This window comes from Microbacterium sp. AB (assembly GCF_032878875.1).
Lineage (GTDB): Bacteria > Actinomycetota > Actinomycetes > Actinomycetales > Microbacteriaceae > Microbacterium > Microbacterium betulae.
The window spans coordinates 1,420,509-1,433,331 of the sequence record NZ_CP118157.1 but is presented as its reverse complement, the minus strand read 5'-3'; the positions used below and the strand labels follow the sequence as shown (position 1 = coordinate 1,433,331).

General features: G+C 72.1%; 13 protein-coding genes. 5 read left to right on the top strand and 8 right to left on the bottom strand.

Going from position 1 to position 12,823, the window contains the following annotated elements; translation table 11 throughout:
* The first annotated feature begins 17 nt into the window (after positions 1-17).
* Positions 18-533 carry a hypothetical protein gene (locus tag N8K70_RS06690; protein WP_317140821.1) on the top strand — a complete coding sequence of 172 codons (516 nt, stop codon included), beginning with the start codon at positions 18-20 and terminating at the stop codon, positions 531-533.
* Positions 534-559: 26 nt separating this feature from the next.
* Here the strand turns inward: N8K70_RS06690 and pth are convergent, their stop codons facing one another.
* The 3 genes from pth to N8K70_RS06675 form a co-directional block, all read right to left on the bottom strand.
* Positions 560-1,144 carry an aminoacyl-tRNA hydrolase gene (pth, locus tag N8K70_RS06685; protein ID WP_317140820.1) on the bottom strand — a complete coding sequence of 195 codons (585 nt, stop codon included), beginning with the start codon at positions 1,142-1,144 and terminating at the stop codon, positions 560-562.
* A gap of 69 nt (positions 1,145-1,213) precedes the next feature.
* The gene (locus N8K70_RS06680) at positions 1,214-1,813 is read right to left on the bottom strand and encodes a 50S ribosomal protein L25/general stress protein Ctc (protein ID WP_317140819.1); all 600 of its coding nucleotides are present in this window, start codon (positions 1,811-1,813) and stop codon (positions 1,214-1,216) included.
* 217 nt (positions 1,814-2,030) lie between these two features.
* Positions 2,031-3,008, bottom strand: a complete 978-nt coding sequence (locus N8K70_RS06675) for an alpha/beta hydrolase (protein ID WP_317140818.1) — start codon at positions 3,006-3,008, stop codon at positions 2,031-2,033.
* 124 nt (positions 3,009-3,132) lie between these two features.
* On the opposite strand from N8K70_RS06675, the gene N8K70_RS06670 reads away from it, so the two are divergent.
* Together N8K70_RS06670 and gndA are read left to right on the top strand one after the other, a co-directional pair.
* The gene (locus N8K70_RS06670) at positions 3,133-3,258 is read left to right on the top strand and encodes a hypothetical protein (RefSeq protein WP_317140817.1); all 126 of its coding nucleotides are present in this window, start codon (positions 3,133-3,135) and stop codon (positions 3,256-3,258) included.
* Positions 3,259-3,361: 103 nt separating this feature from the next.
* The gene (gene gndA, locus N8K70_RS06665; protein ID WP_317140816.1) at positions 3,362-4,825 is read left to right on the top strand and encodes an NADP-dependent phosphogluconate dehydrogenase; all 1,464 of its coding nucleotides are present in this window, start codon (positions 3,362-3,364) and stop codon (positions 4,823-4,825) included.
* A gap of 58 nt (positions 4,826-4,883) precedes the next feature.
* On the opposite strand, the gene N8K70_RS06660 is transcribed toward gndA, so the two are convergent.
* Together N8K70_RS06660 and N8K70_RS06655 are read right to left on the bottom strand one after the other, a co-directional pair.
* Positions 4,884-6,383 (bottom strand): sensor histidine kinase, encoded by a 1,500-nt coding sequence (locus N8K70_RS06660; RefSeq protein ID WP_317140815.1) that lies wholly within the window; start codon positions 6,381-6,383, stop codon positions 4,884-4,886.
* Positions 6,380-7,120, bottom strand: a complete 741-nt coding sequence (locus tag N8K70_RS06655; protein ID WP_317140814.1) for a response regulator transcription factor — start codon at positions 7,118-7,120, stop codon at positions 6,380-6,382. The genes N8K70_RS06660 and N8K70_RS06655 overlap by 4 nt, the downstream gene beginning before the upstream one ends.
* A 183-nt stretch (positions 7,121-7,303) precedes the next feature.
* On the opposite strand from N8K70_RS06655, the gene N8K70_RS06650 reads away from it, so the two are divergent.
* Together N8K70_RS06650 and N8K70_RS06645 are read left to right on the top strand one after the other, a co-directional pair.
* Positions 7,304-8,797 carry an ABC transporter permease gene (locus N8K70_RS06650; RefSeq protein ID WP_317140813.1) on the top strand — a complete coding sequence of 498 codons (1,494 nt, stop codon included), beginning with the start codon at positions 7,304-7,306 and terminating at the stop codon, positions 8,795-8,797.
* A gap of 28 nt (positions 8,798-8,825) precedes the next feature.
* Complete coding sequence (locus tag N8K70_RS06645; RefSeq protein ID WP_317140812.1) at positions 8,826-9,509, top strand: ABC transporter ATP-binding protein; 684 nt, start codon at positions 8,826-8,828, stop codon at positions 9,507-9,509.
* A 362-nt stretch (positions 9,510-9,871) separates the two neighbouring features.
* Here N8K70_RS06645 and N8K70_RS06640 read toward each other — a convergent pair whose 3' ends face one another.
* From N8K70_RS06640 to N8K70_RS06630, 3 genes are read right to left on the bottom strand one after another with little or no spacing between them, the layout of a single operon-like run.
* The gene (locus N8K70_RS06640; RefSeq protein ID WP_317140811.1) at positions 9,872-11,440 is read right to left on the bottom strand and encodes an FAD-dependent oxidoreductase; all 1,569 of its coding nucleotides are present in this window, start codon (positions 11,438-11,440) and stop codon (positions 9,872-9,874) included.
* Positions 11,437-12,303: an FAD:protein FMN transferase gene (locus N8K70_RS06635; RefSeq protein ID WP_317140810.1), complete on the bottom strand. Its 867-nt coding sequence runs from the start codon at positions 12,301-12,303 to the stop codon at positions 11,437-11,439. The genes N8K70_RS06640 and N8K70_RS06635 overlap by 4 nt, the downstream gene beginning before the upstream one ends.
* 5 nt (positions 12,304-12,308) lie before the next feature.
* Positions 12,309-12,803, bottom strand: coding sequence for an FMN-binding protein (locus N8K70_RS06630; RefSeq protein WP_317140809.1), 495 nt, complete (start codon positions 12,801-12,803; stop codon positions 12,309-12,311).
* Between the last annotated feature and the right edge of the window lie 20 nt (positions 12,804-12,823).

Sequence of the window (12,823 nt, the reverse complement as noted above, 5' to 3'; positions counted from 1 at the left end):
CTTCCTAGGATGGAGCCATGAGCGCCGACCAGAACCCGCCGTCGTACCCGCCCGCTCCCGGCGCCTATCCCGCCCCTCCGGCCGCGCCGTACCCGCAGCCGCAGGATCCGCGCTTCGCCGCGACGATCGACCCGCGCGCCCCTCGGCCCCCGCGATCCTCGCAGGCGCTCGGGCGCGTCGCCCTCGTCCTCGCGCTGGCCGCCCTCGTCGGCGGCGCGTCCGTGCTCACCGTCGTGGGCCTGCCGATCGGCGCGCAGCTGGCGCACGCGCAGCTCACCGGCTCACCGGAGTTCGACCTCTCCCAGCTGTCGCCCGTCCGGGACGCGGTGCTCACGGGGGAGATCACCGCGTGGGTCGCGTCCGCGTTCGGGGTCTGGGCGCTCGTGCAGGGCATCGTCGCGATCGCGAGACGCCGCGGCCGCGGAGCGGGGATCGCCGCCGTCGTCGTCGCGGCGGCCGCGCCCGTCATCGTCGCGGCCGGGTTCCTCCTCGGATTCCTGCTCGGCGTGGGCATCGGCCTCGGCGGCGCCTGACGGCGGGGCCTGCGGGGCCGTGCCCGTCACGGGCGCGGCGCGTGGAACCTCTGCTGCGCCGCGACGAGACCCTCGTCGACGATCTGCTCGACGGCGTCCGCCGCATCGGCGACGAGGATCGGGAGCGCCGTGCGCTCGGCGGAGCCGAACGGGTCGAGCACCCAGTCGGCGGGGTCCTGGCGCCCGGGAGGACGGCCGATCCCGACGCGCACCCGGACGAAGTCCGGGGTTCCGAGCGCCTTCGCGACGTCGCGGACGCCGTTGTGCCCTCCGTGACCGCCGCCGGACTTGAGCTTGACGGTGTCGAAGGGGATGTCCAGCTCGTCGTGCACGACGACGATCCGGTCCGCGTCGATCCCGTAGAATCTCGCGAGCCCCGCCGCAGGTCCGCCCGAGACGTTCATGAAGGTGTTGGGCTTCGCCACGACGAGCTTCGCGGCCCCCGGCCGGAGCCACGTCTCCGCGACGCGCGCGTTGGCCTTGTGCTGCCGGAACGCGGCGCTCCGGCGGCCGGCGAGCTCGTCGGCCACCAGCTGCCCGACGTTGTGCCTGGTCTGCGCATAGCGCGGGCCGGGGTTGCCCAGCCCGACGATCAGCCACGTGTCGGCCATCTTATGCCCTCCTGGAGACGACGCGAGGGGGTGCGATCCCGTCGCACCCCCTCGCGTGAAGAACCGGTCCTACTCGGCGGCGGACTCTTCGCCCTGCGCGGCCTCGGCGGCCTCGTCGTCGGTCTCCTCGGCGGCGGGAACCGAGATCGCGACGATGAGGACCTCGGGGTCGCCCGCGAGCGAGGCGCCCGCGGGGAGCGTGGCGTCGGAGGCGATGATGTGAGCGCCCTCCTCGAGTCCCTCGACGGAGACCTCGATGTGCTCCGGGATGTGCGTGGCCTCGACCTCGAGCGACAGGGTCGTCGTGTCGAGGTTGACGATCGTGCCGGGCGCGGACTCGCCCAGCACGACGATCGGCACGTCGACCGTGATCTTCTCGCCCTGCTTCACGACGAGGAGGTCCACGTGCTCGATGATCTGGCGCACCGGGTCGCGCTGGACATCCTTGACGAGCGCCAGCTCGGAGGTGCCCTCGATGTCGAGCGCGAGGAGCGCGTTCGCCTGCCGGATGATGAGGCTCGTCTCGTGACCCGGCAGCGCGACGTGCACGGGGTCGGTCCCGTGGCCGTAGATGACGGCGGGGATCTTGCCTGCGGCGCGGAGACGGCGGGCGAAGCCCTTGCCGAACTCGGTGCGGATCTCTGCCGCGAGCTTGTTCTGGTCAGCCATGGTGTTGCTCCTCGTGGGACACGCGGCTGAGCGGAGCCGCATGAAGGTCGTTTCGGATTCTCGACTCGAACGCATCGCGTGAGGAGAGCGCGGGGCCCGCTTCGCCGCGTCGATCACGGACGTCCTGACAGCGCGCACGCACGGACATCCCTCGCCGAGGATGACTCCATCGTACCCGACGACGGACGCCCGCAGAACCGCGGCGCGGCGGAGGACGTCAGCGGGCGAGGAAGCCCCGCGTCCAGCGGTCCATCCGGGCGTAGGCCTCGTCCCGCGCCGCGCGCCGCGAGAGGAACACGTCGTGCAGGGCGCCGTCGATGCGCTCGACCGTCACCGACGGGCCGAGCCGGAGCGCCGCCCGCGCGACGTCGTCGACGACGAGCACGGAGTCCGCGCGTGTGAGGTCGTCCGACCAGCGGTTCGGCGTCGCGCTGCGCGCCGAGAGCAGGACGCACACCGGGACCGGGATCGCGAGCCCGGCGGCGACCTGCGCGTGGCCGTCGAGGACGGCGTTGAGCCATGCCGCATGGACGGTCCTGGCGGACGTCGGACGCCATGCCGGGTCGACCTCCATCGGATCGTCGGGGTCCGCCGTCTCCGCCTGGGCGCGCGCGTAGTAGCCCAGGTCGACGCGGGGAACCGCGTCCATCGGCCGCCAGCGCGCCTGGATGCCGACGACGGGGGCGATCGCGGGACGTATGGCGCTCAGCTGGAACTCGAGCCACGGGCTGTTGAGGACGACGGCCGCCGCGACCTCGGGATGGCGCGACGCCCACAGGCTCAGCGTGAGGCCGCCGGTCGAGTGCCCCAGCAGCACGAGCCTCCGGCCCGGCGGCGGATCCATCGCCGCGAGGGCGGCGGCGATGTCCTCGTCGTAGGTCGCGAGATCGGCGACGAAGCCGGGCGTCTGCCCCGGCAGCAGGCTCCGGCCGTACTTGCGGAGGTCGAGCGCGAAGAAGCGGGCTCCCCTCTCGGACCAGAAACGCGCGAGCCGCCTCTGGAAGAAGTAGTCCGACCACCCGTGGACGTACAGCACGTCGACGTCCTCGAACGGCGGGCGCGGCGTCCAGGGGCGGCGAGCAGGCGGGAGATGCCGCACGAGCGTGGCGACGACCTCGCCCTCCACGTCGGGGACGAGCGGGAGCGTGCGGCGTGAGAACCCGTCGCCGAGCACGTCCGGCACCCACTGATCCATCCCCCGAGGCTATCGCCGGTCGCTCGGAGCGACGCCGATTACGATGGGAGGCAGATCCGCCACGTCTCCCCGGTCCGGCGCCCTCGCGCCGCGACGCGGACCGTCAAACGAAGGAGTCCCCGTCATGCTCGACGGCGCATTCGTCTCGCACATCCTCCTCTGGGTCATCGGCGGGGTGTCCGCCGTCACCGCGGTGCTCGTCGCCGGCGCCCTGTTCACGCTCGGACGCCAGAGCTCCTACAAGAAGTGAGCCCCGGCCCGCCGCTGTCCGGCGGGCCGGGGCTCGACGCGGAGACGGTGCGAGGCGACTAGCCTGGACACGTCCGATTTTCCTCGTGTTCAAGGAGATGCGCGTGACCGACGCCTCACCGACCCCCGCCAGCGCCAATATCGGGGTCGTCGGCCTCGCCGTGATGGGCTCGAACCTCGCCCGCAACCTCGCCAGCCGCGAGGGCAACACGGTGGCCGTGTACAACCGCAGTCGTGAGAAGACCGACCACCTCCTCTCCGAGCATCCGGAGGCCGGCTTCATCCCCGCGTTCTCGTACGAGGAGTTCGCCGCCTCGCTCTCGAAGCCGCGCACCGCGATCGTCATGGTCAAGGCGGGCCGTCCGACGGACGCCGTCATCGACGCGCTCGTGGAGGTCTTCGAGCCCGGCGACATCATCGTCGACGGCGGCAACGCGTACTTCCCCGACACCATCCGCCGGGAGAAGGCCGTCCGCGAGACGGGCATCAACTTCGTCGGCGCCGGCATCTCGGGCGGCGAGGAGGGCGCTCTCACGGGCCCCTCGATCATGCCCGGGGGGTCGGACGAGTCGTGGGTCACGCTCGGCCCGATCCTGAGGTCCATCGCCGCGGTCGCCGAGGGCGAGCCCTGCGTCACGCACGTCGGCCACGACGGCGCCGGCCACTTCGTGAAGATGGTGCACAACGGCATCGAGTACGCCGACATGCAGCTCATCGCCGAGGCCTACGACCTCATCCGCCGCGGGACGGGCAAGACGCCCGCCGAGATCGCGGACGTGTTCTCGGAGTGGAACACCGGCGAGCTCGAGTCCTACCTCATCGAGATCACCGCCGAGGTGCTGCGCCAGGTCGACGCCGAGACGGGAGAGCCGCTCGTCGACGTCATCCTCGACCAGGCCGGCGCCAAGGGCACGGGCGCCTGGACCGTGCAGACCGCCCTGTCGCTGGGCGTGCCCGTGTCGGGCATCGCCGAGGCGACCTTCGCGCGCTCGCTGTCGTCGCACCCCGAGCAGCGCGCCGCCGCCGCCGGGCTCCCGGGCCCGGCGGAGGACTTCCACGTCGACGACGCGGACGCGTTCATCGAGGACGTGCGCCTGGCGCTGTTCGCCTCGAAGATCATCGCCTACTCGCAGGGCTTCGACGAGATCCGGGCGGGAGCGGCGGAGTACGGCTGGAGCATCGACCTGGGCGCGATCTCGAAGATCTGGCGCGGCGGCTGCATCATCCGCGCGCAGTTCCTCAACCGCATCGCCGACGCCTACGCCGAGCAGGCCGACCTCCCCGTGCTCGCGGCGGCGCCGTACTTCGCCGACGCGCTCACCCGCGGCCAGGACGCCTGGCGCCGCGTCGTCGTCGCCGCGACGCAGGCGGGCATCCCCTCGCCGGCGTTCTCGTCGTCGCTCGCCTACTACGACGGCATCCGCGCCGAGCGGCTGCCCGCCGCGCTCATCCAGGGCCAGCGCGACTTCTTCGGCGCGCACACCTACAAGCGCATCGACAAGGAGGGCACGTTCCACACGCAGTGGAGCGGCGACCGCACCGAGATCGAGGCCGAGGACACGCACTAGCCCTCGACGACGAAGGGCCGGATCCCGTGGGATCCGGCCCTTCGTCGTTCCCGCTCGCTCAGGCCGCGGGCTCGGCGGGACGCGCCGGCAGACGCACCTCGAAGGTCGTGTCGCCGGGCACGCTGCGCACGGAGATGTCACCGTGGTGCCCGTCCACGATCGCCTTCACGATCGAGAGGCCCAGACCCGTCCCTCCCGTCCGGCGGGCACGGGACTTGTCGCCGCGGGTGAAGCGCGTGAAGAGCTCGCGCTGCAGGTCCTCGTCGATCCCCGGGCCGTCGTCGTGCACCGTGAGCACCGCCCGCGTCGCGCTTCCCCCGCCCTCGAGCCGGAGCGCGAGGGCGACGTGCGTCCCCGCCGGCGTGTGGGTGCGCGCGTTGGCGAGCAGGTTGACGACGACCTGCGTGAGGCGGCCCCTGTCGCCGGCGATGACGACGGGCTCCGCCGGGACGTCCACGGTCCACTCATGCCCGAGCCCGGCGGCCTGCTGATCGGCGATCGCCTCGACGGCGAGCTGGGTCAGGTCGACGGCGCTGAGGACGATCTCCTGCCCCTCGTCGAGCCGGGCGAGCAGCAGCAGGTCCTCGACGAGTGAGGTCATGCGGATGGACTGGGCCTGGATGCGCTCGAGGGACTGCTCCGCGTTCTCGCTCAGCGAGGGGTCGCGCAGCGACAGCTCGGAGTAGCCGCGAATGGAGGCGAGCGGCGTGCGCAGCTCGTGGCTCGCGTCGGCGACGAACCGGCGCATGAGCTCCTCGTTGCGCTGGCGCGCGTGCAGCGAGGACTCGACGTGATCGAGGAGCGTGTTGAGCGCGGCCCCCACCTGGCCGATCTCGTTGCGCGGGTCCGCCTGCTCGGCCGGCACGCGCTCGTCGATCGACACGGCGCCCTGGTCGAGCGGCTGCTCGGCCACGCGCGTCGCCGTCTCGGCGACCGCGCGGAGGGGCCGGAGCCCCGCGCGGATCACGAGCGTCGTCGCGAGCGCGAGGAGGATCATCCCGCCGACCGTGGCGAACAGGATCGTGGTCCACAGGCGGCCGATCGTCGCCTGGACCTCGGCGGTCGGGAGGCCGACGATGATCGTCTGCCCGGTCTCGCGGATCGTGGCGGAGGCGATGCGGTAGGCGCCGAGGTCGGAGATCACGACCGTCTCCGTGTGGGAGTCCCTCCCCGCCGAGCCGAGCACGTCGTCCAGCTGCTCGGCGTCGAGCTCGATCACGCTGTCGGAGCCGACGACGGCTCCCGTGTACCCGCCTCCCGACTCCGCGACCAGCAGAAGGCCCCGTTCCACGGGCGGCCCGGTGAGCGACTCCGCGGCCGTACGCCCCGTGACGATCCCCGTCGTGACCTGCTGGTCGAGCGTCTGCGCCGCCGACCGCACGTTCTCGCTGAGCTGCGCGTCCAGCACGCTGCTCATGATCACGCTCGTGAGGGTCGTGATGATCACCAGGATGACCGACACGATCGACACGATCGTGATCATGAGGCGCGCCTCGAACGACAGGCGCTTCCGCTTGGGCGGGCGGGCGGGCGTCCCGACGACGGGGTCGTCGGTCACTGAGGCGCCTTGATCATGTACCCGGCGCCGCGGACGGTGTGGATGAGCGGATCGCGGCCCGCGTCGATCTTCTTGCGGAGGTACGAGATGTAGAGCTCCACGACGCTCGACTTGCCGCCGAAGTCGTAGTGCCACACGCGGTCGAGGATCTGCGCCTTGGAGAGCACACGGCGCTGGTTTCGCATGAGGTAGCGGAGCAGCTCGAACTCGGTGGCGGTGAGCTCGATCGACTCGCCCGCGCGCTCGACCTCGTGGCTGTCCTCGTTGAGCGTCAGGTCGGACACGCGCAGGATGGGCTCGGCGTCGGCGGCCAGGGCGGTGCCCGACCGGCGCATGAGCGCACGCAGCCGCGCGACGACCTCCTCCAGGCTGAACGGCTTCGTCACGTAGTCGTCGCCGCCGGCGGTGAGCCCCGCGACGCGGTCGTTCACGGAGTCCTTCGCGGTGAGGAAGAGCACGGGCACGTCGTTCTCGTTCTGACGGAGACGCTGCAGCACCCCCAGGCCGTCGAGGTCGGGCATCATGACGTCGAGCACGAGCGCGTCGGGAGCGAAGTCGCGCACCGCCTGCAGCGCCTCGAAGCCGCTTCCCGCCGCGCGCACCTCCCATCCCTCCATGCGCAGCGCCATCGACAGCAGGTCGGTGAGCATCTGCTCGTCGTCGACGACGAGCACGCGCACGGGCGTGCCGTCGGGACGCGTGAGAGCGGGCGAGGGGGTGCGGGCGGTCGTTGTCATGGCTCCCATTCTGCCCCGGTTCCTATGCGTCTGCTATGGCGTCGGTTATGGGTCGGCTGTGAGTCGTGGCGACATCCCGCCCCGCGTTCACAACCCGCTCATAAGTCACGCATATCCCGTCCATCTGCGCGATCCGTACGGTCGTGATCGGCCGCTCGCCCGAAGCGGCGAAAGAGGAGACCCATGTTCGGAACGTACCTGCGGCGAGAACTCGCAGGCCGCAAGAAGCAGACGATCATCGTCGCAGCGGGCCTCGCGGTCGCGATCGCGCTCGTCATCGTCGTCAACGCGCTGTCGGCCGGCGTGCGGGACGCGCAGAACCAGGCGCTCGAGTCGGTGTACGGCGTCGGCACCGACCTCACCGTCACCGGCGCGGCGGCCGAGCCCGGCGAAGGCGGCGGCGGTCAGCGCTTCGAGTTCGACAGCGAGGACGGCGCGACGGGCGAGGACGGCTCGACCGAGGTGAGCCAGTCCCGGCTGACGACGGAGATGGGCCGTTCGACGCTCGAGTCGTCGGCCGTCGACACGGCTGCGGGAACGGACGGCGTCACCGCCGCGTCCGGGGCGCTGAGCCTCACCAACGTGACCTTCGACGGCGAGCTCCCCGGATCCGCCGAGGACGGGACGACGACGGACGACGGCGCCACGATGACCGCGCCCGACGAGGGCGGCGAGGGAGGGACTCCTCCCGAGGGCGGCGGCGGATTCGGAGGCGGCGCGTTCGACCTGGACTCGATCAGCGTGCTCGGCGTCGACGACGCCGCCACGACGGTCGGCCCCCTCTCGTCCGTCGAGGTGTCCGATGGACGCTCCCTCGAGACGTCGGACGACGGGACGGACGTCGCGGTCGTCGACGCGACGTACGCGAGCACCAACGAGCTCGCCGTCGGCGACACCGTGGAGCTCGGCGGGACGGAGTTCGAGATCGTCGGCGTCGTCGCCTCCGCCTCGGACTCGGCCGACACCGCGGCCGACGTGTTCATCCCGCTCGACGTGGCACAGGACCTGTCGGAGGCCGGCGACGTCGTGTCCACCGTCTACGTCCAGGCCGAGTCGGCGGGTTCGATCTCGGCTGTCCAGGCATCCCTCGAGGAGGAGCTGCCCGATGCGACCGTGAGCTCGCAGTCGGACCTCGCCTCCACCGTGTCCGGATCCCTGTCGAGCGCATCGGGCCTCATCACGAGCCTCGGCACGTGGCTCTCGGTCATCGTGCTCGCCGTGGCCGTGCTCCTCGCCGTCCTGTTCACGATCTCGGGCGTCTCGCGGCGCACACGGGAGTTCGGCACGCTCAAGGCGATCGGCTGGACGAACGGCCGCGTCGTACGCCAGGTCGCCGGCGAGTCGGTCGTCCAGGGCCTCATCGGAGGCGCCGCGGGCGTCGTGCTGGGCCTCATCGGCACGACCGTCATCAACCTCGTCCAGCCGACGATCTCGGCCTCCTCGACCGCCACGGCCACGGGCCCCGGTGGAGAGGGCGGCGGGATGCCCGGCGGCGGCATGGGCGGTCTCGACATGTCGCAGGCCGCGAGCGACATCACGCTGCAGGCGCCGCTCGACATCGGCATCGTCCTCGTCGCGGTCGTGCTCGCCGTCGCGGCGGGTCTCGTCGCGGGGGCGATCGGCGGATGGCGCGCCGCGCGCCTGAGCCCCGCCGAGGCGCTGCGGTCGGTCGGCTGAGCCCGTGGGATCCGGACAAGGAGAGAACATGACGACGTTGTATGCCCTCGAGGGCGTTCAGAAGACCTATCGGACCAAGGGAAGGGAGGTGCGCGCGCTGAAGAACGTCGACCTCGAGATCGAGGAGGGCGACTTCGTCACCATCCAGGGTCCGACCGGCGGCGGGAAGTCGACGCTGCTGCAGCTGCTCGGCGCCCTCGACACCCCGACCCGGGGCTCGATCTCGATCGCCGGCTCGCAGCTGGCCCAGGCCTCGCCGAAGGAGCTCGGCCGGCTGCGCGCGGGAGACATCGGCTTCGTCTTCCAGGGCTTCAACCTCATCCCCACGCTCAGCGCGAAGGAGAACGTCGCGATGGGGCTCGAGCCGCTCGGGCTCACGCGGGAGGAGCGCGACGCCCGCGTCGTCGAGGCTCTCGGCCAGGTCGGCCTCGTCGAGCGGGCGGACCATCTGCCGAACGAGCTGTCAGGAGGCCAGCAGCAGCGTGTCGCGATCGCGCGGGCGATCGCGAAGCGGCCGAAGGTGCTGCTCGCCGACGAGCCGACGGGCAACCTCGACGAGCGGACGCGCGACGAGATCATGGAGCTCCTCGAGGGGCTGAACGCCACGGGCCTCACCCTGATCCTCGTCACGCACGACTCGGCCGTCGCCAGGCGCGCCCGCCGGCGCCTCCGCCTCGACCACGGCACGGTGACCGACATCACGCGACGCTGACCGACGCATCCCGCCGCCCGGCGACGCGCACGACCTCCCCCGGCGCGCGTCGCCGGGTCTTCCGCGTCCGGGCTCGACGCCTGCGGGGCCTCGTTCACGGGCTTGCGCCTCCGGGAGGAATCGGGAGGGCGGCCCCCGTGAGGAGCGCGGCCCGGATGCGAAGACGGCCCCAGGCGGATCGCGGTGCCCCGGAGTCCGACGACTTCTCACGTCCGGGAAGGCGCGTCCTCCGGGGCATGCGCGGGCGTCGCGCGGGCACGAACCCCGTCCCCACGAGCGCGCCCACGGTCAGACGCCGTCCCCCAGACCCCGCGACGCCGGATGCCAGGCCCCCGGGGCGGCAGGCCCCGAGGGCATCCAGCTCAGTAGCCGGCGAACGCGTCGGTGGTGAGCGAGCGGGCCCTGCCGAGGGCAGGCGCGAGATCCGCGATGAGTCCCGGAGGCCCGGAGACGTAGGCGTGACGTCGCGCGAGGTCGGGGACCGCACGCCCGAGCCCCTCCGCGCCGAGCCGCTCTCCCCCGGCCCACGTCCAGTGGGCGGGGAGACCCTGCGGCTCGTCGCGCGTGTAGACGATCACCGGCGTCCCCGTCTCGGCGATCTCCGAGCGGTAGGCCAGATCGGCGGCCGTCGAGGCGACGTACACGAGGACGACGTCGCGCCGCGAACCGGTCAGCCGAAGATGGCGGAGCTGCGACACGAACGGCGTGACGCCGATTCCCGCCGCGACCATGAGGATCGGCGCATCGGCGTCGCGGGGGAGCACGAAGTCTCCCCAGACGCCCGTGACGGCGACGCGCGCATCCGCGCCTGCATCCGAGAGGGCGCGCTTGAACGAGCTGCGGGGCCCTCCCCCGTCACGGTAGGCGATGCGCACCGTGGGCAGGTCCTCCGGAGCGGACACGATGCTGAACTCGCGGCGCGTCCCCCGTCCGTCGGGGCGTCGGTGCGGGACGTGCAGCTCAAGATACTGTCCCGCTCGGAACGCGAAGGGCCGACGCGCTCGGAGGACGAGCTCGCGCACCGACGGCGTCGGCCGGCTCGACCGCACGGTGTCGACGCGGACACCCGCCCGGAGGGCCAGGAGGAAGGCGAGGAGGTTGCCGACGAGGAGCGCGCGTTCGTAGCCGAGGCTCACGCCGCCGGCGACGATCGGCGCCCACCCGGTCAGCACGCCGACGACGAGGGCGACGAGGTACTGCTGCCACCGGCGCGGCGGCAGCGTGAGCGGCTCCGAGAGCATGAACGCGCCGAGGAACAGGAACGGCGACGACCACAGCGCGTACGAGAGGGTGGCGGCGACGTCGACCGCGAAGCCCGCCGACACCGACTGCAGCACCGTGCGGAGCGTGTAGACGCCCACCGCCACGACGAGGAAGACGCCGACCACGCGCACCTTCTCGGTGCGCACCAGGACCGCGAGGCCGAGGAGGATCACGGGAGCCGCGAGCGCGGGCGAGCCGACCCACCAGGCGGACGGCAGGATCCCGGCCGTGGGGGCGATCGCGTACACGATCGTGACGACCGTGGCGCCGACGGCGGCGGGGTTGAAGATGTGACGTCCGCGCCAGACGAGGAGGTACTTCGACGCCGCGGCGGCCGCCGCCGCGATGACCAGTCCCGCGAGAGCCGCGGGATCCGTCGACGGCCGCACGACGAAGAGCAGGATGAGCGCCGTGATGAGCGACGACTCGACGCGCACCGGCGCGCGCACGATGCGCTGCGCCGCCTGATCGACGACGATGACGGCGGCGGCGAGCACCACCGCCGTGAGCAGGATCTCGCCTGTCGTCGGGACGACGATCTGGAAGAACGACAGGACGACGGCGACGACCGCGAGCGTCGACAGCGAGAGCAGGACGACGCGGTACATCGAGAACCGGCCGATCACGGCGAGCAGCCGGTTCAGGCCGGACGTGAGGGATGCGATCACGTGAACAAGCCTGCCTTACTGCCGGGTGACCATTCCACCCTGCCGTCCGTCGTCATCCGCACCCAGTCCGCTCCCCACGCGTGCGCCAGCTCGGGCCCGCCGTCGAAGAAGAGGGCCGTGGCGACGGCATCGGCCGCCATCGCCGTCGGGGCCGTCGCCCAGGTCGCCGCGTACGCCCGCACGGGAATCCCGGTGCGGGCGTCGAGGACGTGGTGGAGGCCATCGCCCCAGGCGCGGCGGTTGATCGCCGAGGCGCACAGGGCGCCGTCGACCACGTCGATGGTGCCGATCGCGCGGCGGGAATCGTACGGATGCTCCAGCGCGACGCGCACGGGGGCTCCGTGCACGCGCATGTCGCCGCTCGCGTCGACGACGAACCGGCCTCCCGCCTCCGCTCGCACGACATCCGCGACGAGGTCGACGAGCCGTCCCTTGCCGAGGGCCCCGACGTCGATCGTCGCGGGCTCGGACAGGGAGAGCGCGTCGTCGTCCCAGGTGAGCAGCTCGGCCCAGCGCTCGGGCGCGGGCTGCGCGCCGAGATCCCGCATCGAGTAGCGGGAGTCGTAGCCGCGCCGCGCGAGGGCGTCGCCGACGAGCGGGTTGACGGCTCCCTCCGTCGCCTCCGACAGCTCCGCATACGCGCCGAGCATCGCCGCCGCGTCGGGAGGCGTGCGGACGCGTCCCCCCGACGCGGCGAGACCGGAGACGACGGAGTCGTCGCGGAAACGCGACCACTGTCGATCGAAGTCGTCGATCACCCGGGCGACATCCTCTCGGACGCGCTCGTCCAGCGGCTCGTCCGTCTCGATCTCCCATGCCGTCCCGATCGCGTCGAAACGCCACGGAGAGGCCTGTCGCGGCATGATCGTCAGACCGCGGCCTCGGTCTTGATCTCCTCGATCGCGGCGTTGAAGCCCGTGCTCGTCAACGACGAGCCGGCGACGCGGCTGACGGACAGCTCGTCGATGTCGAGGCCCACGACCTCATCGGCGATGCCGCCGATGAACTGCGACTGATACTGCTGCGACTCGCTCGCCTGCGGCTGACCCGTCACCTCGACGGCCGTGACGACGTCGTCCTCGAGTGTGACGGTGACGCTGATCTCCTCGACGGACTGGGGCGTCTGGTAGCTGCCCTCGGCCGTGTAGGTGCCGTCGGCGTAGTCGCTGCCGCTCGCGGCCTCGGTGGTCGCCTCGGTCGTGGGAGCGCTCGAGGACGTCGGGCTCTCGGTCGTCGTGCTCGAGTCCGTCGTGCTCGACGTGTCGTCTGCGCTGTCGTCCGCGGTCGTGGCCCCGCAGCCTGCGAGAGCGAGCACTCCGGCGACCCCTGCGAGCGCGGCGCCGGTGCGAATGGATCGGTTCATAGCGGTCCCCTGTTCATCGG

Excerpts from the sequence above, each read along its gene's own strand:
- N8K70_RS06630 (WP_317140809.1), bottom strand. The coding sequence starts at position 12,803 with ATGAACCGATCCATTCGCACCGGCGCCGCGCTCGCAGGGGTCGCCGGA.
- N8K70_RS06680 (WP_317140819.1), bottom strand. The coding sequence starts at position 1,813 with ATGGCTGACCAGAACAAGCTCGCGGCAGAGATCCGCACCGAGTTCGGC.
- N8K70_RS06675 (WP_317140818.1), bottom strand. The coding sequence starts at position 3,008 with ATGGATCAGTGGGTGCCGGACGTGCTCGGCGACGGGTTCTCACGCCGC.
- N8K70_RS06650 (WP_317140813.1), top strand. The coding sequence starts at position 7,304 with ATGTTCGGAACGTACCTGCGGCGAGAACTCGCAGGCCGCAAGAAGCAG.
- N8K70_RS06690 (WP_317140821.1), top strand. The coding sequence starts at position 18 with ATGAGCGCCGACCAGAACCCGCCGTCGTACCCGCCCGCTCCCGGCGCC.
- N8K70_RS06635 (WP_317140810.1), bottom strand. The coding sequence starts at position 12,303 with ATGCCGCGACAGGCCTCTCCGTGGCGTTTCGACGCGATCGGGACGGCA.
- N8K70_RS06645 (WP_317140812.1), top strand. The coding sequence starts at position 8,826 with ATGACGACGTTGTATGCCCTCGAGGGCGTTCAGAAGACCTATCGGACC.
- N8K70_RS06655 (WP_317140814.1), bottom strand. The coding sequence starts at position 7,120 with ATGACAACGACCGCCCGCACCCCCTCGCCCGCTCTCACGCGTCCCGAC.
- N8K70_RS06670 (WP_317140817.1), top strand. The coding sequence starts at position 3,133 with ATGCTCGACGGCGCATTCGTCTCGCACATCCTCCTCTGGGTCATCGGC.
- pth (WP_317140820.1), bottom strand. The coding sequence starts at position 1,144 with ATGGCCGACACGTGGCTGATCGTCGGGCTGGGCAACCCCGGCCCGCGC.